General features: G+C 70.2%; 26 protein-coding genes. 10 read left to right on the top strand and 16 right to left on the bottom strand.

Annotation, left to right across the window (positions count from 1 at the left end):
• The gene (locus ACFFGE_RS13780; protein WP_376837044.1) at positions 1–636 is read right to left on the bottom strand and encodes a histidine phosphatase family protein; all 636 of its coding nucleotides are present in this window, start codon (positions 634–636) and stop codon (positions 1–3) included.
• A gap of 42 nt (positions 637–678) precedes the next feature.
• The gene (locus ACFFGE_RS13775) at positions 679–1,599 is read right to left on the bottom strand and encodes a histone deacetylase family protein (RefSeq protein ID WP_376837043.1); all 921 of its coding nucleotides are present in this window, start codon (positions 1,597–1,599) and stop codon (positions 679–681) included.
• Between the two features lie 64 nt (positions 1,600–1,663).
• Here ACFFGE_RS13775 and ACFFGE_RS13770 point away from each other — a divergent pair, with 64 nt between their 5' ends.
• Positions 1,664–2,191 (top strand): GNAT family N-acetyltransferase, encoded by a 528-nt coding sequence (locus ACFFGE_RS13770; protein ID WP_376837042.1) that lies wholly within the window; start codon positions 1,664–1,666, stop codon positions 2,189–2,191.
• Positions 2,192–2,329: 138 nt separating this feature from the next.
• Positions 2,330–4,597, top strand: a complete 2,268-nt coding sequence (locus ACFFGE_RS13765; RefSeq protein WP_376837041.1) for a TonB-dependent receptor domain-containing protein — start codon at positions 2,330–2,332, stop codon at positions 4,595–4,597.
• Positions 4,598–4,606: 9 nt separating this feature from the next.
• Here the strand turns inward: ACFFGE_RS13765 and ACFFGE_RS13760 are convergent, their stop codons facing one another.
• Together ACFFGE_RS13760 and ACFFGE_RS13755 are read right to left on the bottom strand one after the other, a co-directional pair.
• Positions 4,607–4,834, bottom strand: a complete 228-nt coding sequence (locus ACFFGE_RS13760; protein WP_376837040.1) for a hypothetical protein — start codon at positions 4,832–4,834, stop codon at positions 4,607–4,609.
• 9 nt (positions 4,835–4,843) lie between these two features.
• A complete protein-coding gene (locus ACFFGE_RS13755; RefSeq protein WP_376837039.1) occupies positions 4,844–5,233 on the bottom strand; it encodes a LysE family translocator in 390 nt (129 codons plus the stop codon).
• A gap of 121 nt (positions 5,234–5,354) precedes the next feature.
• Here ACFFGE_RS13755 and clpB point away from each other — a divergent pair, with 121 nt between their 5' ends.
• Positions 5,355–7,943, top strand: a complete 2,589-nt coding sequence (clpB, locus tag ACFFGE_RS13750; RefSeq protein ID WP_376837038.1) for an ATP-dependent chaperone ClpB — start codon at positions 5,355–5,357, stop codon at positions 7,941–7,943.
• Positions 7,944–8,117: 174 nt separating this feature from the next.
• Here clpB and ACFFGE_RS13745 read toward each other — a convergent pair whose 3' ends face one another.
• Positions 8,118–8,474 (bottom strand): endonuclease domain-containing protein, encoded by a 357-nt coding sequence (locus tag ACFFGE_RS13745; protein WP_376837037.1) that lies wholly within the window; start codon positions 8,472–8,474, stop codon positions 8,118–8,120.
• Between the two features lie 192 nt (positions 8,475–8,666).
• A complete protein-coding gene (locus ACFFGE_RS13740) occupies positions 8,667–9,023 on the bottom strand; it encodes an endonuclease domain-containing protein (RefSeq protein WP_376837036.1) in 357 nt (118 codons plus the stop codon).
• A gap of 255 nt (positions 9,024–9,278) precedes the next feature.
• Between ACFFGE_RS13740 and ACFFGE_RS13735 the strand changes: the two genes are divergently transcribed.
• Entirely contained in the window at positions 9,279–9,971 is a 693-nt protein-coding gene (locus tag ACFFGE_RS13735) for a rhomboid family intramembrane serine protease (protein ID WP_376837035.1), read from the top strand.
• Positions 9,972–10,239: 268 nt separating this feature from the next.
• Here the strand turns inward: ACFFGE_RS13735 and ACFFGE_RS13730 are convergent, their stop codons facing one another.
• The gene (locus ACFFGE_RS13730; RefSeq protein ID WP_376837034.1) at positions 10,240–11,031 is read right to left on the bottom strand and encodes an alpha/beta hydrolase; all 792 of its coding nucleotides are present in this window, start codon (positions 11,029–11,031) and stop codon (positions 10,240–10,242) included.
• Between the two features lie 67 nt (positions 11,032–11,098).
• Between ACFFGE_RS13730 and ACFFGE_RS13725 the strand changes: the two genes are divergently transcribed.
• Complete coding sequence (locus tag ACFFGE_RS13725) at positions 11,099–11,356, top strand: Lrp/AsnC ligand binding domain-containing protein (RefSeq protein ID WP_376837033.1); 258 nt, start codon at positions 11,099–11,101, stop codon at positions 11,354–11,356.
• 7 nt (positions 11,357–11,363) lie between these two features.
• Here the strand turns inward: ACFFGE_RS13725 and ACFFGE_RS13720 are convergent, their stop codons facing one another.
• From ACFFGE_RS13720 to fliQ, 4 genes are read right to left on the bottom strand one after another with little or no spacing between them, the layout of a single operon-like run.
• Positions 11,364–11,582 carry a hypothetical protein gene (locus ACFFGE_RS13720; RefSeq protein ID WP_376837031.1) on the bottom strand — a complete coding sequence of 73 codons (219 nt, stop codon included), beginning with the start codon at positions 11,580–11,582 and terminating at the stop codon, positions 11,364–11,366.
• 53 nt (positions 11,583–11,635) lie between these two features.
• Positions 11,636–12,712: a flagellar biosynthesis protein FlhB gene (flhB, locus tag ACFFGE_RS13715; RefSeq protein WP_376837029.1), complete on the bottom strand. Its 1,077-nt coding sequence runs from the start codon at positions 12,710–12,712 to the stop codon at positions 11,636–11,638.
• Entirely contained in the window at positions 12,705–13,475 is a 771-nt protein-coding gene (gene fliR, locus ACFFGE_RS13710; RefSeq protein ID WP_376837027.1) for a flagellar biosynthetic protein FliR, read from the bottom strand. The genes flhB and fliR overlap by 8 nt, the downstream gene beginning before the upstream one ends.
• A gap of 3 nt (positions 13,476–13,478) precedes the next feature.
• Positions 13,479–13,742: a flagellar biosynthesis protein FliQ gene (gene fliQ / locus ACFFGE_RS13705; protein ID WP_376837025.1), complete on the bottom strand. Its 264-nt coding sequence runs from the start codon at positions 13,740–13,742 to the stop codon at positions 13,479–13,481.
• Positions 13,743–13,853: 111 nt separating this feature from the next.
• Between fliQ and ACFFGE_RS13700 the strand changes: the two genes are divergently transcribed.
• On the top strand, positions 13,854–14,999 hold the full coding sequence (locus ACFFGE_RS13700) for an acyltransferase family protein (RefSeq protein ID WP_376837023.1): 1,146 nt from the start codon (positions 13,854–13,856) through the stop codon (positions 14,997–14,999).
• 12 nt (positions 15,000–15,011) lie between these two features.
• Here ACFFGE_RS13700 and fliE read toward each other — a convergent pair whose 3' ends face one another.
• From fliE to flgB, 3 genes are read right to left on the bottom strand one after another with little or no spacing between them, the layout of a single operon-like run.
• A complete protein-coding gene (gene fliE, locus ACFFGE_RS13695) occupies positions 15,012–15,317 on the bottom strand; it encodes a flagellar hook-basal body complex protein FliE (RefSeq protein WP_376837022.1) in 306 nt (101 codons plus the stop codon).
• 11 nt (positions 15,318–15,328) lie between these two features.
• Entirely contained in the window at positions 15,329–15,748 is a 420-nt protein-coding gene (gene flgC, locus ACFFGE_RS13690; protein WP_376837021.1) for a flagellar basal body rod protein FlgC, read from the bottom strand.
• Between the two features lie 14 nt (positions 15,749–15,762).
• On the bottom strand, positions 15,763–16,170 hold the full coding sequence (gene flgB / locus ACFFGE_RS13685; protein WP_376837020.1) for a flagellar basal body rod protein FlgB: 408 nt from the start codon (positions 16,168–16,170) through the stop codon (positions 15,763–15,765).
• A gap of 136 nt (positions 16,171–16,306) precedes the next feature.
• On the opposite strand from flgB, the gene ACFFGE_RS13680 reads away from it, so the two are divergent.
• From ACFFGE_RS13680 to ACFFGE_RS13670, 3 genes are all read left to right on the top strand, one after another.
• The gene (locus tag ACFFGE_RS13680) at positions 16,307–16,582 is read left to right on the top strand and encodes a flagellar biosynthetic protein FliO (protein ID WP_376837019.1); all 276 of its coding nucleotides are present in this window, start codon (positions 16,307–16,309) and stop codon (positions 16,580–16,582) included.
• Positions 16,572–17,390 carry a flagellar type III secretion system pore protein FliP gene (gene fliP / locus ACFFGE_RS13675; RefSeq protein WP_376837017.1) on the top strand — a complete coding sequence of 273 codons (819 nt, stop codon included), beginning with the start codon at positions 16,572–16,574 and terminating at the stop codon, positions 17,388–17,390. Before ACFFGE_RS13680 ends, fliP begins: the two co-directional genes overlap by 11 nt.
• A gap of 114 nt (positions 17,391–17,504) precedes the next feature.
• The gene (locus tag ACFFGE_RS13670) at positions 17,505–17,783 is read left to right on the top strand and encodes an HU family DNA-binding protein (protein WP_376837015.1); all 279 of its coding nucleotides are present in this window, start codon (positions 17,505–17,507) and stop codon (positions 17,781–17,783) included.
• On the opposite strand, the gene ACFFGE_RS13665 is transcribed toward ACFFGE_RS13670, so the two are convergent.
• Both ACFFGE_RS13665 and ACFFGE_RS13660 read right to left on the bottom strand, forming a co-directional pair.
• Positions 17,780–20,680, bottom strand: a complete 2,901-nt coding sequence (locus tag ACFFGE_RS13665) for a tetratricopeptide repeat protein (protein WP_376837014.1) — start codon at positions 20,678–20,680, stop codon at positions 17,780–17,782. The genes ACFFGE_RS13670 and ACFFGE_RS13665 overlap by 4 nt on opposite strands.
• A gap of 62 nt (positions 20,681–20,742) precedes the next feature.
• Positions 20,743–20,886, bottom strand: a complete 144-nt coding sequence (locus ACFFGE_RS13660) for a hypothetical protein (protein WP_376837012.1) — start codon at positions 20,884–20,886, stop codon at positions 20,743–20,745.
• A 153-nt stretch (positions 20,887–21,039) separates the two neighbouring features.
• Here ACFFGE_RS13660 and ACFFGE_RS13655 point away from each other — a divergent pair, with 153 nt between their 5' ends.
• Complete coding sequence (locus ACFFGE_RS13655) at positions 21,040–21,255, top strand: DUF1289 domain-containing protein (RefSeq protein WP_376837011.1); 216 nt, start codon at positions 21,040–21,042, stop codon at positions 21,253–21,255.
• Positions 21,256–21,316: the final 61 nt, after the last annotated feature.

The following is a 21,316-nucleotide window of genomic DNA, read 5'->3' as shown; positions in this document are numbered from 1 at the left end:
TCAGCGTTTTTCGAAACGCCGCTGGGACCAGTATTTGAAGCCCTGGTTGTGGACCAGCTTCCAGCCGTCCGCCTTGAGCCGGCGTCCGACCATGTGGTTGAAGTAGCCGTGCGCCAGCACCAGCACGTCCTGCCCGCTCTCGGCGCGGCCGATCAGCACCTGCGCCGCCTGCTCGGCCCGCGCCTCGGCCTCGGCGCGGGTCTCCTGCTGGTGATGCCGGTCCGACAGGTGCCACCAGAAGCGCGACACCACCCCCCACCAGCGGGGCGACAGCTTGATGAAGTCTGGCAGGCCCGGCGGCGGCAGCGGCGCCTCGATGAACAGGGCGTCCACCATCACCTCTCGCCCCTTCGACACGGCCGCGGCCGTCTCCAGCGCGCGGGGCCGGGTGGAGGCGTAGATGGCCCCCGCGCCCTCGGCGGCCAGCACCAGTTCCGGCGGCGGGGTCTGGCCGGCGCGCAGACCTCCGACCTCGTACTTGGACCACCATTCCCCGTACTGACGCGCCGAGATCAGGCACTTGCGCGACAGGGCCGGCTCGCCGTGGCGCGCCAGGATGATGGCGCCGGGACGCACGGGGGCCAGCGCCCGAGTCGCGGCGCGGGCGCCGCTCGCATCCAGCGAGTCAGCGGCCATCAGCAAACGCAACAGCCTTGCAATACAGAGGCATGGCCGTCCCTAACGCTCCCCCAGGGCCTGTAGGTGGGCGACCGAAGATCGGCCCAGCCCCTCAAGGTCGTAGCCCCCCTCGAGCGACGAGACAACCTTGCCGCCGCAGCGGGCGCGCGCCACCTCGATCACCGCCCGCGTGGCCCAGGCGAAATCCTCCGCCTCCAGGCTCTGATGGGCCAAGGGATCGCGCCGGTGCGCGTCGAATCCCGCCGAGATGATCACCAGATCGGGCGCGAAGGCGTCCAGCGCCGGCATCAGGCGCGCGGCGAACCCGGCTCGCCACCGCTCGCGCGCGGCATGGGGCTCCACCGTGGCGTTGACGATGTTGCCCACCCCGATCTCGTCGTCGGCCCCGGTGCCGGGATACAGCGGCCACTGGTGGATGGAGCCCAGGAACAGCGTCGGATCGGTCTCGAAGGCGGCCTGGGTGCCGTTGCCGTGGTGGACGTCGAAGTCGATCACCGCGACCCGCTCCAGCCCCGCCGCCTGCGCCGCCCGCGCGGCCACCGCGACGTTGGAGAACAGGCAGAAGCCCATCGCCCGGTCCGGCTCCGCATGGTGACCCGGCGGTCGCACGGCGGCGAAGGCCCGGTCGGTCTCTCCGGCCGCGACGGCGCGCACCGTCTGGACCACGGCGCCCGCCGCTAGCCGCGCCGCGCGCACGCTGCCGGGCGACAGCACCGTGTCGGCGTCCAGCATGTTCAGCCCGGCGTCGGGAGACGCCGCCAGAAGCCGCTCGACGTGCGCCGGCGGGTGCACCCTGACCAGGTCCTCGACCGCCGCCTCTTCCGCCTCGCGCAGGTCGCCGTCGAGGCCGGCGTCCTTCAGCGCCGCCAGCACCGTCGCCAGCCGCGCCGGCCGCTCCGGGTGCCCCTCGCCGGGCCGATGCTCGATCATGTCGGGATGGGTGAAGACGGGCACGCTCATGGAGCCGAGCCTAGGCCGGGTCGGGCGCCTTGTCGCGCCCGAGATGAGCTTCTAATCGCACCCCATGACCGAGGTCCTGATCCGCCCCGCCAGACTGGACGACGCCGAGGCGCTGGGCGCGCTCGGTCGACAGACCTTCATCGACACCTTCGTCGATGGGTTCGGCATTCCCTACCCCCAGGCGGACCTCGAGCGCTTCCTGGCCCAGAGTTTCGATCCCGAGCCGACCCGCGTGAAGCTTCAGGAACCCGGCGCCGCCTGGTGGGTGGCGCAAGCCGACGACGGGCTCCTCGCCTTCGCCAACGCCGGCCCCAACACCCTGCCCCACCCGGACGGCGACCCGTCGCACATGGAGCTTCGCCGCCTGTACGTGGCCAAGGCGGCCCAGGGGACGGGGCTTGGCACGCGCCTTCTGCACCTGTCGCTCGACTGGATGCAGGCGAACTCCTCCGGCCCGCTCTGGATCGGGGTCTGGAGCGGAAACCTGAAGGCCCAGAGGCTCTACGCCGCCCACGGTTTCGAGAAGGCCGGCGAGTACCAGTATCCCGTCGGCGACTGGCGCGACGACGAGTTCATCCTCCGTCGGAGCTGAGCATTACGCGGCGTTCATGCTTGGGCGCCGGATGTGGGCGGCGGCTAAAGAACTTGTAACTGGGTGGACACGGGCGACCCGGGTTAGCTGCGGCTCGTGGCGGAGCGAGGGGCTTCGCCGTCCGGGGACCCCACGACCATGGCCGCGCTGCGTTCGATCCTTCTGACGGGAGCGGCGATCGCCCTCCTGCCCTCCGCCGGCCTGGCGCAGACGGCGCCCACGCCCCCGACCCAGACCCCTCCGACCCAGACCCCTCCGGCCCAGAATGCGCCGGCCCAGACGCCCCCGGCCTCCGCGGAGGAGGAGCGGTCCACCACCGTCGGCGAGGTCACCATCACCGCGCGGGCGACGGATGTCCGAACCTCCATCGACTCGATCAGCTACAGCCTCGCCGAGGACCTCCAGGCGGCGACGGGCAGCCTGGCGGACGCGCTGCGCAACGTCCCGTCGGTGGACGTGGATCCGGACGGGAACGTGTCCCTGCGCGGCGACTCCAACGTCACCATCCTGGTCGATGGGCGACCCTCGGGCATCCTGTCGGGCGCCGGGCGCGGCCAGGCCATCCTGCAGCTGCCGGCGGACCAGTACGCCCGCATCGAGGTCATGACCAATCCGTCCGCCGCCTACAGCCCCGAGGGCTCCGGCGGGGTCATCAACCTGATCACCAAGCCGACCGCGCCGCGAGCGGGTCGCCAGACGACGGGCTCGGTCCGGGCGAACGTCGGCGACGACGGCCGCTGGAACGCCGGCGTCAGCGGCTCCTGGCAGGAGGACCGCCTGACCCTGTCCGGCGACCTCAGCTACCGCGCCGATCCGGTGGAGGTGGCCTTCAGCCGCGTCCGGGAGCAGCTGGACCCGGCGACCGGGGCCGTGATCTCGACCACCACCACCGACCAGGCGGTGGACAATAATCAGAGCGGCGCCTTCGGCCGAGCCACGGCGGAATACCGCCTCACCGACCGGACCCAGATCACCGGCGAGGTTCGCGGCGTGGCCTTCGACGGCGACGGCGAGTCCACATCCCTGTTCCAGACCCGCGACGCCTCCGGCGTGCTGACGAACGCCTACACGCGCGACGGCGACTTCGGCTTCGAGTTCAAGAACTGGGGCGCCACGGCACGGGTGCTGCACAAGTTCGACGACGCCGGCCACGAGTGGTCGAACGAGCTGAGGTACGACGAGAACGCCAACGAGAGCGGCGGGCTGACGCTCAGCCGGTTCACGACGCCGGCCGCGCCCGACCTCTACGAGCGCCAGACCCAGGAGACCGATCAGGCGACGATCGGCTTCACCAGCGCCTACACCCGCCCCTTCGAGACCGGCGGGCGGCTGCGCGCGGGCTATGAACTGAACATCCAGCAGCCCGATCAGACCTTCCTGCTGGAGCGCGGCCCTTCGGAAGCCGGCCTGGCGGTCGTGGCCGGCCAGAGCAACCGCTTCGAGGCCGAGCAGACCGTCCACGCCCTCTACGCCACCTATGAGCGTCCTCTGTCCGAGAAGCTCTCGGCCCAATGGGGTCTGCGCCTCGAACAGGCCGACATCGAGATCAGCGACCTGACCGGCGGCCTCTCGGCCGAGCAGAACTATTTCAAGGCCTACCCCACCGCCCACGTCCAGTACCAGCTGAGCGACGCCCAGACGCTCCGCGCCAGCTACTCGCGCCGGATTCAGCGTCCGCAGCCTGCTCAGCTCAACCCGTTCGTCGCCTTCCAGGACCCGCTGAACCTGCGGTCGGGCAATCCGGACCTGGAGCCGCAGGAGACGGATTCGTTCGAGCTGATGTGGCAACGGCGCGAGGGCCAGAGCTTCCTGCAGGCGACCGCCTATCTGCGCGACACCTCCGGCGCCTTCACCGAGATCGCGACGGACGTCGGCGGCGGCGTGCTGCTGACCCGCCCGGAGAACCTCGGCTCGCGCCGCGACACCGGCGTTGAGCTGACCGCGACGGGGCCGCTCGGCTCCACGCTGCGCTACAGCGGCGCGGTCAATGTGTTTCACCAGCAGATCGACGCCGACGGCGTTCCGGGCGGCGAGGACCGGGACGGGACCTTCGCCAGCGGCCGCTTCAGCCTGAACTGGACGCCCACGCCCAACGATTTCGTGCAGATCTCCGGCTTCTGGCAGGGCGAACAGCTGCTGGCCCAGGGCACGCGCGAAGCCGGCGGCATGCTGAACGTCGGCTATCGTCGCAAGCTGACCGACAAGCTGTCGCTCAACATCACCGGACGCGACGTCCTCAACACCTTCAGCAACGACACCGTGTTCGAGACGCCCCAGTTCCGCGAGCGGTTCGATCAGGACATCCGGCTGCGCGCCTTCTACATCGGCCTGACCTACTCGTTCGGTTCCGGCCCGCGCCGTCAGCCGGAGCAGTTCGACTTCTCCACCGGGCCCACGGGCGGCTGATCCGCGCGCTCAGGCGGCGATCTCCCACGCCAGCCAAAGCGCGATCAGCGCCAGGCCCGCCGCCATGCCGGCGCGGGCCCAGGGCCGACCGGCGACGCGGATCAGCCGCCCGCCGAACCCGGCGGCCGCCAGCACGATCGCCGTGTGCACGACGACGCTGATCGCGACATGGGCCAGCCCCAGCGCGAAGGTCTGGCCGGCCGACGCCCGGCCGCCCGCTCCGGCGAAGGCGGGCAAGGCCACGGCCTACAGCGCGGTCGCCTTGGGATTCAGGAGATTGCCGGCCATACCGCGCCGGAACAGGGCCCAGCGGTCCGCCGGTCCGGGCGCCTGGGCCGTCGCGGTCCCCGGGCCTCGCCACGCTTCCCAGGCCAGATAGAGCATGAAGGCGACGCCCGCCCACGCCAGCGCGGCATAGACCGCCGGCGCGCCGGCCAGCAGCTGCGCCAGACCCAGGGTGGCCGCCAGCATCCACGCGGTCAGCCCCAGGGTGACTCCGGCGACCGCGGCCAGCCCGGCGCGGCGGCCGCGCGCCAGGGCGGTCAGCGCCAGCCATCCCATGTTCGGGCCCTGCGTCAGCTCCATCAGCAGGGCCGCCAGCAGGAAGGGCCACAGGACCCCCGGATCGATCATCATTTCGCCACCCTAGGCCGCCCTCCCCTTGTGCGGCAAATGGGCCACACCCACCTGTGACAGCGACCGGGCGTCGCTTTCCGAGAGGGCGTCAGGCTGTTCCGATCCGCCGACAGGGGACGTCATGAATCTCGAACTCTTCTCCGACCGCGCCAAGCAGGCGGTCCAGTCCGCCCAGACCCTGGCGCTTGCCCGCCGCCACCAGCACTTCGCGCCCGAGCACCTGCTCAAGGTCCTGCTCGAGGAGCGCGACGGCCTGGCGCGCAACCTGATCAAGCTGGCGGGGGGCGACGCGGCGAAGGCCGACGCCGCGGTCGAGGCCCTGCTGAAGAAGCGGCCCCAGGTCGAGGGCGGCGCCGGCCAGCTCTATCTGGACGGCGCGACCGCCCGCGTGGTCGCCGCCGCAGAGGCCGCCGCGAAAAAGGCCGGCGACGCCTTCGTCACCACCGAGCGCCTGCTCGCCGCCGTGGCCCGCGAGGGGGGCGATGCGGCCAAGGCGCTGGCCGCCGCCGGGGCCTCCGCCGACAAGCTGGACGCCGCCATCGCCGAGGTGCGCAAGGGCAAGACCGCCGACAGCGCCGGCGCCGAGGACGCCTATGACGCCCTGAAACGCTACGCCCGCGACCTGACCCAGGCGGCGCGGGACCAGAAGATCGACCCGGTCATCGGCCGGGATGAAGAGATCCGCCGCACCATCCAGGTGCTGGCCCGCCGCACCAAGAACAACCCCGTCCTGATCGGCGAGCCCGGCGTCGGCAAGACCGCCATCGTCGAGGGCCTGGCGCTGCGCATCGTCAACGGCGACGTGCCCGAGAGCCTGAAGGACAAGGCCGTCATGGCGCTCGACATGGGCGCCCTCATCGCCGGCGCGAAGTACCGGGGCGAGTTCGAGGAGCGGCTGAAGGCGGTGCTGAACGAGGTCTCGGCCGCCGAGGGCCAGATCATCCTCTTCATCGACGAGATGCACACCCTGGTCGGCGCCGGAAAGACCGACGGCGCCATGGATGCGTCGAACCTGCTGAAGCCCGCCCTGGCCCGCGGCGAGCTGCACTGCGTCGGCGCCACGACGCTCGACGAATACCGCAAGCACGTCGAGAAGGACGCCGCGCTGGCCCGCCGTTTCCAGCCGGTGTTCGTGGACGAGCCCACCGTCACCGACACCGTTTCGATCCTGCGCGGCCTGAAGGAGAAGTACGAGGTCCACCACGGAGTGCGCATCTCGGACTCGGCCATCGTCGCCGCCGCCACCCTGTCGAACCGCTACATCACCGACCGCTTCCTGCCGGACAAGGCGATCGACCTGATCGACGAGGCCGCCAGCCGCGTGCGTATGGCGGTGGATTCCAAGCCCGAGGCGCTCGACGAGATCGACCGCCGCCTGGTGCAGCTGAAGATCGAGCGCGAGGCCCTGAAGAAGGAGACCGACGAACCCTCTCGCCAGCGTCTGGAGCGTCTCGAACGCGAGATCGAGGAGCTGGAGGCCGAGTCCGCCGACCTCACCGCCCGCTGGAAGGCCGAGAAGGATAAGGTCGGCCAGGCCGCCCAGCTGCGCGAGACGCTGGACCGGCTCCGCGCCGAACTGGCCCAGGCCCAGCGCGAGGGCGACCTCGGCCGCGCCTCCGAGATCGCCTACGGCCAGATCCCCCAGATCGAGAAATCCCTCGCCGCCGCCGAGGCCGACGAGACCGACCGCTCCGGCCCGCTGACGCCCGAGGTCGTCGACGCCGAACAGATCGCCGCCGTCGTCTCCCGCTGGACCGGCGTGCCGGTGGACAAGATGCTTCAGGGCGAGCGCGAGAAGCTGCTGCGCATGGAGGACGAGCTGGCCCGCCGCGTGGTCGGCCAGGACGAGGCCCTGGCCGCCGTCGCCGACGCGGTTCGCCGGGCAAGAGCGGGCCTGAACGACCCCAACCGGCCGCTCGGCTCCTTCCTGTTCCTGGGCCCCACGGGCGTGGGCAAGACCGAGCTGACCAAGGCGCTCGCCGCCTTCCTGTTCGACGACGACCAGGCCATCACCCGCATCGACATGTCCGAATACATGGAGAAGCACGCCGTGAGCCGCCTGATCGGCGCCCCTCCGGGCTATGTCGGCTATGACGAGGGCGGGGCGCTGACCGAGGCCGTGCGCCGGCGCCCCTATCAGGTCGTCCTGTTCGACGAGGTGGAGAAGGCCCACCCCGACGTGTTCAACGTCCTGCTCCAGGTGCTGGACGACGGCCGCCTGACCGACGGCCAGGGGCGCACGATCGACTTCAAGAACACCCTCATCATCATGACCTCGAACCTGGGCAGCCAGTATCTGGCCGACCAGCCGGATGGCGAGGACTCAGAGGCCGTGCGCCCGCTGGTCATGGACGCGGTCCGCGCCCACTTCCGGCCCGAGTTCCTGAACCGCATCGACGAGATCATCCTGTTCCACCGCCTGGGCCGCGACCAGATGGGCGGGATCGTCCGCATCCAGTTGGAACGGCTGGAACGCCTCATGGCCGACCGCCGCCTGACCCTGTCGCTCGACGACAGCGCCCTGAACTGGCTCGCGGACAAGGGCTACGACCCGGCGTATGGGGCGCGTCCGCTCAAGCGCGTCATCCAGAAGGAGCTGGTCGACGTCCTGGCCCGCAAGCTCCTCGCCGGCGAGATCGAGGACGGGAGCGTGGTCGCCGTGTCAGCCGGCGCGGACGGGCTGGAGATCGGGAAGGCGGCGGTGCATTAGGCCTTACGCCCTTCTCGCATTGGGAGAAGGTGGCCCGAAGGGCCGGATGAGGGTCGGCGAGGGCAGTCGGCGTAAGCCGTGGCGCGGGGCCTGGACGCAGACGACCCTCACCCTTTCGCGCAAGGACGACGGCTGCGCCGCCGTGCGCTCAAGCCCTCTCCCATCGGGAGAGGGTCACAGGCCCAGCGCCTTGGCCTGGGCGCGGATCGCGTCGTCGATGCGCCAGGGTTCGCGGAGCGCCTGATCGTTGGTGAAGCGCACCACGGTCCACCCCAGGGCCTCGATGGCGACCTGACGATGGTGGTCGCGGGTCACGACCTCGTCCCGCCCATGCACTCCGCCGTCGATCTCAACCACCAGCTTCAGCGGCAGGCAGGCGAAGTCCGCCACATAGGGCCCGACCGGATGCTGACGCCGCACCTTCCAACCGTCCACGGCCCCGCCGCGCAACCGCCGCCAGACGCGGTCCTCGGCGAGACCGCCGGTCTGTCGCAACGACCGGGCGCGCGGGGTCAGGCGGGAGGCGGTCATGGGGGGACGCTAACCCAATCCTTCTCCCGTTGGGAGAAGGTGGCCCGCAGGGCCGGATGAGGGTCGGATGGCGCAGTCGGCGTGAGCCGTCGCGCGGTGCGTCCAGCTTTGCCGGCCGACCCTCACCCTTTCGCGCAAGGATGACGGCGAAGCCGTCGTGCGCTCAAGCCCTCTCCCAATGGGAGAGGGAAGCTACAGACCCAGCGCCTTTGCCCGCTCGCGGATGGCGTCGTCAATCCGCCAGGGTTCGCCGAGCGCCTGTGCGTTGGTGAAGCGGATCACCGTCCACCCCAGGGCCTCGATGGCGACCTGACGGTGGTGGTCGCGGGTGACGACCTCGTCGCGCTCATGCACGCCGCCGTCGATCTCGATGACCAGCTTCAGCGGCAGGCAGGCGAAATCGACGACATAGGGTCCGACCGGATGCTGTCGCCGCACCCGCCACCCATCGACCGCCCCGCCGCGCAGACGCTGCCAGACGCGGTCCTCGGCCAGGCCGGAGCCCTGTCGTAACGAACGCGCGCGCGGGGTGAGGCGGGAGGCGGTCATGGGGTAAGCTACACGGTTCCTTCTCCCATTGGGAGAAGGTGGCGAGCGAAGCGAGACGGATGAGGGTCGGATGATCCAGTCGGCGTGAGCCGTCGCAAGGTGCGTCCAAAGCAATAGCCGACCCTCACCCTTTCGGCTTGCGGATCGCTGCGCTCTCCGAGCCTCAAGCCCTCTCCCAATGGGAGAGGGTCGATGTCGGAGAGGGAACAACGGTCGCACTGGCGCCCCGCACACCCTCCAACCATCTCCTCACCCATGTCCCGCTCCACCGCCCTCTCGCGCGTGACGGACCGGCCCCGCGCCGGCGAGGGCGCGTGGCCCGGATACCTGCTGGGCGCCCTGTTCGCCGCCGTGGCGGGGTGGCAGATCGCCAACGGCGGGCCCATCCCCTGGGCCCTGTCGATCCCGGCGCTGAACGAGGGGCGCTACGGGACGATCCTGACCCATATGGTCAGCCACGCCGGCCTGCCCCACCTGATCGTGAACACCCTGGCGCTCTTGACCTTCAGCCCCATCGTGGTCCGGGCCATGAGGCGCGGGCGGGGCGGCCTGCCCATGATCGTGCGCTATCTGCTGTTCTTCCTGCTGGGCGGCCTGGCCTCGGCGGGACTGTTCCTCGCGATGAACCTGGACCAGACCCTGCCCATGGTCGGCGCGTCCGGGGCCATCTGCGCCCTGTGGGGCCTGCTCGCCCGCATCGACCCCGAAGACGGGCCGGACAAGGCCCTGTGGTCGCCCCATGCGCTGCGGGTCACGCGCGACTTCGTCATCTCCAACGCCATTCTGGTGCTGCTGATCAACGGCCTGGCCGCCGCCGCCGGGGCCCAGGGCGGCATCGCCTGGGAAGGGCACCTGGGCGGCTATCTGTTCGGGATCCTGCTCGGCCCACTGTTCCTGCCTCGCCGACCGCCGCCACCCCCGATGGGACCGTGGGGACCGCGGCTCTAGACCGAAATCGGTTCAGTTGGACGCACGTCCAGCTGGGCTCAGATTTCGGTCCAGTGTTGAGTGAGAGCCTGATTCCACTTGGGCCGATCAGACTCTAGACCTTTTCGCCTTCCCTCGCCCCCGCCGGTGGTAGGATGCCCGACATCGGCTCCAGGGGGGTTTTGAGACTTTTGAGACGATAGAGACGCGGTTTCCGACCGTCTCAAAACCCAGGACCGAAATCGGTCCGACTCACGTGAGCGCCTGATCCACTCAAGCCGATCAGGCTCTAGCGCCGGGCCAGGGCGACGATCCGGGCGACCAGGGGGCTTGCGACGTCGAACAGGGGATCCAGCACCGTGAAGTGGTTCAGGCTCGCAGGCGCCTCGTACCGCGTCACGGCCCCCGCCAAGCCCCAGGCCTCGGCCATCTCGCGCGACTGGCGCAGGAACTCGCCGCTTTCCTCGCCGCCCACGACGCAGTCGAGGACGACGCCCGGCGGGGGCGTCCAGAGCCGGGGCGACAGCGCCCGCGCCGTCGCCGGGTCCAGCCGCAGGGCGGCGTTGATCCGCGTGGGGATCAGGGGCTCCAGCTCGAACAGTCCGCTGATCGCGACCGCCGCCCCGGCCAGTCCCTCCGCCGCCAGGCAGGCGGCCAGATGCCCGCCCGCCGAATGGCCGAAGACCACCCGCGGCCGGGTCGCCTCCGAGGCCCTCCGCGCCTGCTCGACGATCGTCGCCAGATCGACCCGGGGGGCCAGGTCGTAGGACGGGACCGCCAGGCTTACGCCGTGGGCCAGGAACGCCGGGGCCAAACCGGAGAACCAGCCCTTGTCCAGCGCCTGCCAGTAGCCGCCGTGCAGGAACATCACGACCGGTGCGTCCGGGGCGGCCTCGAACAGGTCGATCCGTTGGCGCGGCCCGGGGCCATAGGCGACCTCCGCCGGCGGATGCGCCGCCCGCGCCGCCTCCGCCGTCGCGCGCCAGCGCTCGAACACCGCGGGGTGGTCCGGCACGCGCGCCCGATTGTCGTACTCGGCCTCGAGGACGGCGTCCAAGACGGGGTCGGGATCGCGGGCCATGCTGGTTCTCTCGCCGTGAAGCCCCTAAGACCTAACCCTGACGCTTGCCCCTTCGGAACACTCCGCCATGATGACCGCCATCTTCGTCTTCCTGAAGACCGAACTCGGCCACGCCAACGACGTGGCGGCCGACATCGTCGACAACGTGGAGTACGTCTCCGAGGTCTATTCGACCTCGGGCCAGTATGACCTGCTGGCCAAGTTCCAGCTGCCGAAGGACATGGACATCGGCAGCTTCGTCACCCGCCAGGTCCAGACGCGGCCGCACATCCGCGACAGCTTCACGGTCATCACCTTCTCGCCCTTCCTGCCGTCGAAGGGCTGAGCGGGCGTCAGAGCCGGCTGGCCTGCCCGCTGATGACGCAGGCGTAGTCCGCGCGTGGACGACCGCTGTAGGCGCCGGGGATCGGCTGGATTATCCCGCCGCGTTCGCGGCACTCGGCGGCGTAGGCCTCCAGCTCCAGCCGGCTCTCGCTGGGGCCGGCCGGGGTGGCGCAGCCGGCCAGCGCCAGGGTGGCGAAGGCGGGGATGAACAGCAGCGTTCGGGTCATGGGCGGTCCTCCTCGGGACTCAACGGGCGGCGACCGGGCCGGTTCTACCACATTCAGCGGCGGCGGCGCTTTTGCATCACGAAGCCGATGATCTTGGCCACGGCCTCGAAGTGGACCTTCGGGATCACGTCGTCGACCTCGACGGTCGCGTAGAGGGCCCGGGCCAGCGGGACGTTCTCGATCACCTCGACGCCGTGCTCGCGCGCCACCTCCCGGATCTTCAGCGCCAGGGCGTCCACCCCCTTGGCCACGCACACCGGCGCGCCGTCGCCCTTGTCCGGATCGTAGCGCAGAGCCACCGAATAGTGGGTCGGGTTCGTCACCACGACCGTGGCCGTCGGCACCGCCTGCATCATGCGCTTCCGGCTTCGCTGCATGCGGATCTGGCGCAGGCGCGCCTTGACGTGGGGATCGCCCTCGGACTGCTTGAAATCCTCCTTGACCTCCTCCTTGGTCATCCGCATCCGCTTGGCGAAGCGCAGCCGCTGCCACAGATAGTCCCCGGCCGCGGCGACGGCGAGGAAGGCCAGCGTCATCGCCAGAAGCGCGAACGCCAGGTCCCGAGCCAGGGGCAGGATGGCCGCCGGGCTCATCGCCGCCAGGTTTTCGAACTCGCGCAGATGCGGCCTCAGCACCCACCAGCAGACCGCGGCGATGGCGATCAGCTTCAGCAGGGTCTTGAGGAACTGCACCAGACCGTCCGGGCCGAAGATGCGCTTGAAGCCCTCCAGCGGATTGATCTTCTCCCACTTGGGCTTGAGCTTCTCGGCCGAAAAGATCAGGCCGGACTGGATCAGGTTCCCGCCCGCCCCGCCGACGATGGTCGCCGCCATCACCGCCGCCATGATCGGCGCCGCCATCCACACCATGCGGGTGGCGATCTCCACGCCCGCCCCGGCGTCGAAGCCGCCCATCAGCTCGTGCGGCCGGGCGATGAAGACGACCATCTGATCCGCCATCGATCCCGCGAAATAGCCGCCCAGCGTCAGCACCACCGCGGCGGCGCCCAGCAGCGACAGGGCCGAGGCCACGTCCTGGGACTTGGCGACGTCGCCCTTCTTGCGCGCCTCCTCGAGTTTTCGCGGGGTGGCCTCTTCTGTCTTGGACTCGGGATCGGCGCCTTCAGCCAACGGCGCCTCCCGTGAAGGTCCCGGCCACGGCGCGGAGCCGGTCAATGAAGACCGTGCCGATCACGCCCAGGCTCAGCGCGAAGATCGACAGGCCGAGCAGCACGTTCAGAGGCGTCGAGACGAAGAACACCTGGAACTGCGGCATGATCCGCCCGACCAGCCCGGTCGCCAGGTTGAAGATCAGCGAGAAGACGATCACCGGCGCCGCCAGCTGGACCCCCAGCAGGAAGCTGCCGCCGATGGTGCGCACGGCCACGTCGGTGAAGTCCTCGATCATCAGCGGCGCGGTCGGCCGCACCACCTCGTAACTGCCCAGCAGGCCGGCGATGAACAGGTGATGGGTGTTGGTCGCGAAGATCATCGCCACCCCGAACAGGGTCAGAAAGGCCGCGATCGTCGTCGCCGGCTGCGCCTGAAGCGGATTGGCGGTCTGGGCGAAGCTGAGGGTGGTCTGCAGCGACACCACCTCCCCCGCCGTCGACAGGGCGGCCATCAGGAGCCTGAGCAGGAAGCCGATCATCAGCCCGGTGATCACCTCGCGCAGGATCCAGCCGAACATCCCGCCCAGCGTCGCGGGCAGCCCCGGCAACGTCCCGGCGACCAGCGGCCACAGCGCGAGCGACAGCACGAAGGCGAGGGACAGCCGGATTCGCGGCGGGACATAGGTCTCGCCGAAGCCCGGCAGCAACATGATGATCGCGCCGATCCGCGCGAAGATCAGCGCGCCGGCCCAGACCTGATCGGCGGTGGCGTAGGGCTCCACGCCCTACATGCCCGAGATGCGGGCCGCGATCTCACGCATGAAGCCGCCGAGCAGCGCCCCCATCAGCGGCAGGAACAGCAGCAGGGAAACGAAGATCGCCAGGATCTTGGGTGCATAGATCAGGGTCTGTTCCTGGATCTGCGTCAGGGCCTGAAACAGGCCGATGACCACGCCGACCACCAGGCCGACGATCAGGACCGGCGCGCACAGCTGGATGGTCAGCCAGAGCGCGTCGCGCCCGACGTCCAGTACCTCTGCGCCGCTCATGACAACTCCACCCTCGGATCACTGGGCAGAAAGTGCCGAGAGTGTGGTTAACCGGCCCCTAACGCGGCTGGTCCGACCCTTGCGGCGAAGGCCTCGAAGGAGGCCCGGATCATGGCCTGGACCGCGATTTCGTCCCGAAACGACACGCCGCCCATCGCGCGCGGCGGCTGGCTGGACGCGCTGCGTTTCATCGTGGCCGGCCTGATCGTGCTGCATCACTTCCAAGCGGCCGGTCCGCACGCCCTGGCGGAGACCGTCCATCCGGTGTTCGAGCGGGGCGGGTTCCTGCTGACCAACTTCTTCCTGATCGACTCCGGCTACGTCCTGATGCGGGTCTACGGCGCTCAGGTGGGCTCGGGCCGCATGACGGGGCTCGACTTCCTCCTGAAGCGGTTCCTCAGGGTCTATCCGGCGCATCTGATGATGGGGCTGGGCCTGGTCGCCCTGGTGCTGGTCGGCTCGATCGCGGGCTTCGCGCCGAGGAATCCCGAGTGGTTCCGCTGGGACCAGCTGCCGGCGCAGATCACCCTGACCCAGTCGCTGGGCGTGCCAGGGGGGCTGGGCTGGAACGCGCCGTCGTGGTCGGTCTCGGCCCTGATCGGCTGCTACCTCGCCTTCCCCTGGCTGCTGCGGGCGCTGAGGAGGCTCGGCCCGTGGACGGCGCTGCTGGGCGTCGCCGCGCTGTATCTGGTCGTCAACCAGCTGACCTGGAGCCTTCTGGGCTATCCCGTCTACCAGATGCCTATGGCCTACGGCCTGATCCGGGCGCTGCCGCTGTTCCTGCTCGGCATGGCGCTGGCGGTGTTCGCCGAGCGGGTCTGGATCGCGCCGCGCCTAGCCAGGGTCACGCTGCTGGCGGCGACGGTCGGCCTGGCGACGGTCCAGGGGTTCGACAAGAACGCGCTGATCTCGCTGGTCTTCATCAGCCTCATCATCCTCGCGGCGGGCGCGATCCCGGTGACGCGACCCTCGAAGCTGATCGAGCGGGCGGCGGTGGTCTCCTTCGCCCTGTTCATCTCGAACGAGGTCGTCCGGATCGCCTGGTTCGGCATCGTCAACGTCGCGGTGGCGCGGTTCGGCCTGTCCGAGCCGATCCAGTGGGCTCTATGGGGCGCGGGCGTGCTGGCGGCGTTCGTCTTCGCCTTCGCCTTCAACGACCTGATCGACCAGCCTCTGCAGAACCGCATCAAGGCCTGGCTGAAGTCACGACGCCGCGTGACCGAGCCGCGCCAGCCGGTGGTGTCGCTGGAGGGGTGAGCCGCGCCGCCGTCAAATCGGCATGCGCATGATTTCCTGGTAGGCCTGGATCACCTGGTCCCGGACCGCCATCACCGTCTCGAGCGACGCCTCGGCCGAGGCGACCGCGGTGACCACGTCGATCAGTTCGGCGCGCCCTTGGACGGCCATGGTCATCTGCTGCTCGGCTTGGCGCGACTGGTCCGTCGCATTGGCCATGGCGTTGGACAGAAGCTCCGAGAAGCCCGGTCCGTCCTGCGGCATGGCCGCGCCGCCCGCGGGGCCCGCGCCGCCGGCGGCGGCGGCCTGATACGCCTTGATGGCCATCATCGGGTTCATGGCCTAGCTCCTCAGCGCTTCAGGAGGTCGAGGGTGCGCTGCTCCATCGCCCGCGCGGTCTCGATGACGTTCAGATTGGCTTCGTAGGCGCGCTGCGCCTCGCGCATGTCCATGCTCTCGATCAAGGTGTTCACGTTCGGCCGCTGGACATAGCCCTCGGCGTTGGCCGCCGGGTGCTGGGGATCATATTCGAGCCGGAAGTCGCTGGGGTCGGCGCGAACCTCGGCCAGCGCTACGCCCGTCGTGCCGTCGAGCTCGCGCGCCTGAAACACCGGCACCTGACGCCGATAGGGTTCGCCGCCCGCCGTCGTCGACGTGGATTCCGCGTTGGCGATGTTCTCGGCGATGATGCGCATGCGCGACTGCTGCGCGCGCAGCGCGGTCGCGGCGGCGGCCATGGCCGGATTTTGCGGGCGGACGGGATCGCTCATTCAGCGCCTCTCGATCAGCGACCGGGCGGGCGCGCGGCCAGCCGGATCATCTGCATGGACTTCTGGTAGAAGCCGATCGCCGCGTCATAGGCCATGCGGCTCTCGGCCATCTTCAGCATCTGCTCCTCGACCACGACCGAGTTGCCGTCGAGCGTGGTCTCGGAATCGGGCGCCGCGCGCGAGGTGAACCGGCCAGGTCCCGCGTTCGGCGGCGACAGGTGCGTGGCGCTGGTCCGGGCCATCTGAAGCCCGCCGGCGCTTTGCAGGGCGCGGGCGAAATCGGTCGGCTGACGCAGGTCGCGGGCGGCGTAGCCCGGCGTGTCAGCGTTGGCCACGTTCTCGGCGATCACGCGCTGGCGCTGGTCTAGCCAGGACAGGCGGCCCCGGATCGCCTGCATGAGGGGCAGGTCGTTGACGCTCAACCGTCGCTCCTTCGCCAGCGGGCCCTAAGGCGCTTCATGGGCAGAAACTGCCGGGCCCATGGTTAACGGGCGGTTATCTCAACGGCGCGTTAACCGTCTCCGTTAAGAATCGGGCGATCCGTCACGGGCCGCCCGAATGCAGCTTCTCGATTTCGTCCGCGCCATCTTCGGCCTAGCCTTCACGCTGGGGCTGATCGGCGTCGCCGCCTGGGCCGGCCGCCGCTACGCCCCTCAGCTCATGGCCCGGCTTCAGGCGCAGCGCGGCGAGCGCCGCATGCAGGTGGTGGAGACGCTGGTGCTCGACCCCGCCCGCCGTCTGGTGTTGGTGCGCATCGACGCCGAGGAGCGGCTGATCCTGCTGGGCGATGGCCGCGAATTGATCGAACCGAGGGGCGCGGCCGATGAGCGCTGACCGCCTCAGGATCCTCGCCCTGCCCACCCGTGCGGAGCTGAAGCGCGCCGCGCTGCTCTCGCTGATCACCACGCTCGTCTGCCTGGCCTGGCCGCTGGCGGCCCTGGCCCAGGAGGCGGCGTCGGGCAGCGCCATCAACATCGATCTGGGCACCGGGGCCGGGCTGACCGAACGGGTGGTGCAGCTGGTCGGCCTGATCACCGTCCTGTCGCTGGCCCCCTCGATCGTCATCATGACCACCAGCTTCGTGCGGATCGTGGTGGTGCTGTCGCTGCTCAGGACCGCGCTTGGGCTTCAGCAGTCGCCGCCGAACGCGGTTCTGGTGTCGCTCGCCCTGTTCCTGTCGGCGATCGTCATGGCTCCGACCTGGCAGGACGCCTATGATTCGGGCGTTCGGCCGCTGCTCGATCAGCAGATGGAGCTGCCCCAGGCTTTCGATGCGGCGTCGGAACCTGTGAAAAGTTTCATGCTGGCGCAGGTCGAGCGCGGGGACCTGGAGCTGTTCATCCGTCTGAGCCGGATCGAGCGCCCGGAGGCGGTCCAGGACCTGCCCCTGCGCACTGTCGTGCCGGCCTTCATGATCAGCGAGCTGAAGCGAGCCTTCACGATAGGATTTCTGCTTTTCGTTCCGTTCCTTGTGATCGATCTGGTGGTCGCCAGCGTGCTCATGTCGATGGGCATGATGATGCTTCCGCCGGTGATCATCTCCCTGCCTTTCAAGCTCATCTTCTTCGTGCTGGTGGACGGCTGGCGGCTGGTCGCCGGCAGCCTTGTGGAGAGCTTCCGCGCGGGCTCCGGAAGCGGCTGAACCCCCGCCCCGTGGGGGTTTCTTCGGCGCCGCAGCTTGCAAAGCCGGAAAATCTGCGTGTTGATCGCCCCGTCCTCGCCCCGAGTCGGGCGACCACCAATGGAAACGACCCATATGACCACTCAAGCTGAACTGATCGCTGCCGTCGCCAAGGACGCGGGCGTCTCGCAGGCCGACGCCGGCCGGGTGCTGACCGCGATCGTCGAGAACATCCACAAGAGCCTGAAGGCCGGCGGCGACGTCCGCATCTCGAACCTGGGCGTGTTCGACACCGCCGCCCGCGCGGCGCGCGAAGGCCGCAACCCGGCCACCGGCGCGACGATCAAGATCGCCGCTTCGAAGGCCGTGCGCTTCCGCGTGTCGAAGCCGCTGAAGGACGCCGTGAACGGCTAAGCGGCCGCTCTCGCAGCCTGATTGACCGGGGCCGGCGCGGGCGCGCCGGCCCCGGTTTGCGTTTGGGCGCCGGCGCCGGTTCGGGCTCTGAGCGACGCCTTCATCTCGGCGACCCAGCCCGCGAAGGTGTCGGCCCGCGCGGCGATCGCGGCGAAATCCCCGGGCGAGATGTCGCCGCCGCCCAGCGCCAGGGCGACCCGGAGCGCGGCGGCGTTGCGCGCCCCCTGAACAAAGCCGTCGTAGTTGGCCGACAGGCGCCTCAGCGCATCGGTCCGGCCCGCCAGCGAATAGCCGACCCCGGCCCGCACCACGCGGCTCTCGTCGGCGGCGTCCAGCGGTCCGGCCTCGCGGAATCGATCCCCCAGACGGCTTTCATAGAGGGCGGCGGCCTCGCCGAACTTCTGCTGCTTCCACAGGATCTCCGCGCGCACGTCGGACGCGGCCGGGTCGCGGCCGTCGCCCAGCACCTCGAGCGCATGGTCGTAGCGGCCCAGCTCCATGAGGGCCCGGGCCTCCACCGCGCGCCGCTCGGCGTTCAACTGGCTCGGCAGGATCGTGGTGCGCGAGGCCCAGATGACCTGCAGCGCCTTCTCCGCCTCCCGGTTCATCAGATAGATGGTCGCCAGGTCGGTCGCGACCTGGGCCTTGGCCACACCCTCCAGCCGTTCGTCGACCTGGTACTGCAGAAGCTCCGCGGCCGGCGCGAGCAGGTCGACATCGACGAGGCGCCGCGCCAGTCGGCGCACCATGTCGTCGCCCTCGGCCCCCACCGGCGTCAGGTCGCGGAAATCGTAGAACAGGGCCAGGGCCTGGACCGGCTGAAGCCCGTCCGCGGCCCCTTCGAGGAACAGGGCGCGGAAGGCCTGAGCCAGATCCTGCTGTAGCGCCGCCGCCTCGGGCAGATCCGGCAGCCGGCCGCCCGCCGAGCGGAGCGTCGTCAGGGCCTCGCGGTAACGCCCCTGGGACAGGTAGATGCCGCCCAGCGTGCGGATCAGCTGGAGCTCGGTGGCGTCGCCGCGCCAGCGCCACTTCAGCGCTTCAAGCCTTTGCGCCGCGGCGACCGGGTCGATCTCGCCCTTGGCCAGCTCCATCCGCACCGCGGCCATCTTGGCCGGGGTGGCGATCCCGTCCAAAGGTGCTCGGCCGACGGCCTTGTAGACCGCCAGCGCGCGCGCGCTGTCGCCGGTCAGCTCGAAGTACTTGGCCTGGATCAGGCGGGCCGCCAGCTGGGCGGCGGGCGGAATGTCCTGGGCGAAGGCGTAGGCCAGCAGGTCCCGCGCCGCCGGCAGGTCGCCGGTTTCGATGGCCGCCAGCGCATGGGCCGAGGCGAAGCGGGCGCGCCACTCGGGCGGGAAGTCGTCGATCACCGAGGCGCCGGCGGCGAATTCCCGCCGCGCGGTCTCCCAGTCAGCCTGGTTGGCGGCCACGTAGCCGCGCCAGACGGCGGCGGACGGATCGCCGGCCAGAGATCCGGCGGCGAAGTCCACGGCGGCGTCCTCGAGCCGCCCGATGGCGGCCCTGGCGGCGCCCCGGAGGCCCCTGAGTTCCGGCTCTCCGGACATGCCGGGCGCCGTCGCGAGCGCGTTCAGAACGCCGATCGCCTCGAAGCTGAGCCCCGAGGCGACAAGGAAGCGGGCGTAGGCCATGCGCGCCTCGATCGGCGCGCGCGGATTCTCGGCGGCGGCGGCCGTCTCGGCGGCGGCGGCGTTCTGGAGCTCACGATGGCGCGCCAGGAAGCCGGCGTGACCCACATCGGCCCAACGCTGAAGCACCAGGGCTGGATGCGCCGCGCGCGTGGGCGCGCCGCTGTCCGGCGCGGCGGTCTCGAGGGCCGACGACGGCGGGGACAGCTTCAGTCCGCCGCCCTCGCGCGTGATGCGGACCAGGTCGCCCTGGGCCTCGACCTCCAGCCCATCGGCCCTGGCCTCGACCAGCAGGCCCTGCGCGGTCGCGGGCAGGCCCAGTTCGCGGGTTCGACGGGGCGCGTCCAGGCCCTTGGCGGGGCCCAGCGCCGGCACCGCGGCGAAGCGGTCGCCCACCAGGGGATCGGTCAGCCAGATCGGGCGGGTCGCGCCGGGCAGCTGGGCCACAAGGGTCGCGGGACCGGTGTCGTCGCGGGTGATCCCGACGCCGCCGACCGCCGTCTGTCCCTGGCCCAGGCTGACCACCCACTGGGAGCCTTCGGCCGAGGCGCTGACCTGCAGGGTCTCCGGCGCCTCCAGCCGTACGACGGTGTAGTCCGGGCCGGCCGCCCAGCGAAGGTCGCCGGCGGGCCCCAGCGCCTGACCGCGGGCCAGCTCCAGCCGCGCCTTGCCCTCGAAGACCATCCAGACGGCGGGGCCGCGTCGGAACACGGCCGCCGGGGTCGGCGCCGAGAAGCCGAACGTCAGACGGAGCCCGGTCTCCGACGCGTCGGCGCGGACCGGCACGAGCGCGTTGGGCTCGGAGGCCGAAGGCGCCGGCGCCTGGCCCGGCGCGAACAGGTTGACCCAGACGCGCCCGTCCGCGACGCCGTTGCGGGCGTCCGCACCGGGCTTCAGCGTCAGGACGATCTCAGTGCCGCCGTCCACCGCGCGGGTCTGGACGTCGTTCAGCGCATCGGACGGCTCGACGCGCAGGCGTGAGACGTCCGGCGCCGCCGTCGTGCCGACCCGGACGATCAGGTCCGAGCCCTCGCGGCGAACCCGCGCCCGGGCTCCCACCACCCCGGCGAACTCGACCCGGGTGAAGTCGGCGTTGCGGCCGACACGGATCGCCACCGGCTCTAGCACCGCCTCGCCGGCTTCCTGAGCCAGGACCGGGAGGACGGGCGTCAACGGCGTGAGCGCCAGCGCGCCGGCCGCCGTGGCGGCCACGGCGGCCTTCAGGGCGCGCTTGCTGACGGGTTGGACGGACATGTCGCCGCGACCATGCCGTGAAGCGGTTGCGTCGCGGTTAACGGTTGATGACCGCCGCTCGCTCAATCCTTGCGGGGATTGGGAATCCGTATCGGCTCGAAGTGGCGCGACGGCGTCGGCTGCGGGTAGGGCGACTTCACCAGAAGCCCGCCGAGCATGGCGAACGACACCATGGCGTGCTGCAGTCTTTTCTCACGATCGTTCATCAGGCGTCTCCTTTCGCGGAACGATGAAAAGAGACACGGCGTGCTTGCAGGGGTTTGCACCCTCTTAGTCGTTTCGCGTCAGCTTATAAGGTGGCCCAAGAACGGTTTAGGTGCAAGCATTTTTAGTCCGGTTTCGGAGGATTTTTTTTCATAGTGTCACGAAACCCGTCACAGATCGTCACACCCTGCGTCAAGGTCTGCACCGTCGACGGATCGTCAGGGCTGTGTCTGGGGTGTCTGCGGACGCTCGGCGAGATCGCCGGGTGGGCGCGCCTGAGCGATGCGGAGCGCGCCGACATCATGGAGGCCTTGCCCCGCCGGGTGGATCGCCTGCCCGAGATGTTCCGATCGACCTTTACCGGTCGTTGACCAAGCGGCTTCACCGGAAACCAACGACGACCGCCTACAACCGGCTTTGGGACGCAGAACG

The organism is Brevundimonas balnearis (assembly GCF_042434805.1).
Taxonomy (GTDB): Bacteria; Pseudomonadota; Alphaproteobacteria; order Caulobacterales; family Caulobacteraceae; genus Brevundimonas; species Brevundimonas balnearis.
Note: the sequence above shows the minus strand (reverse complement) of the source record. Positions and strands in the feature narration are given on the sequence as shown.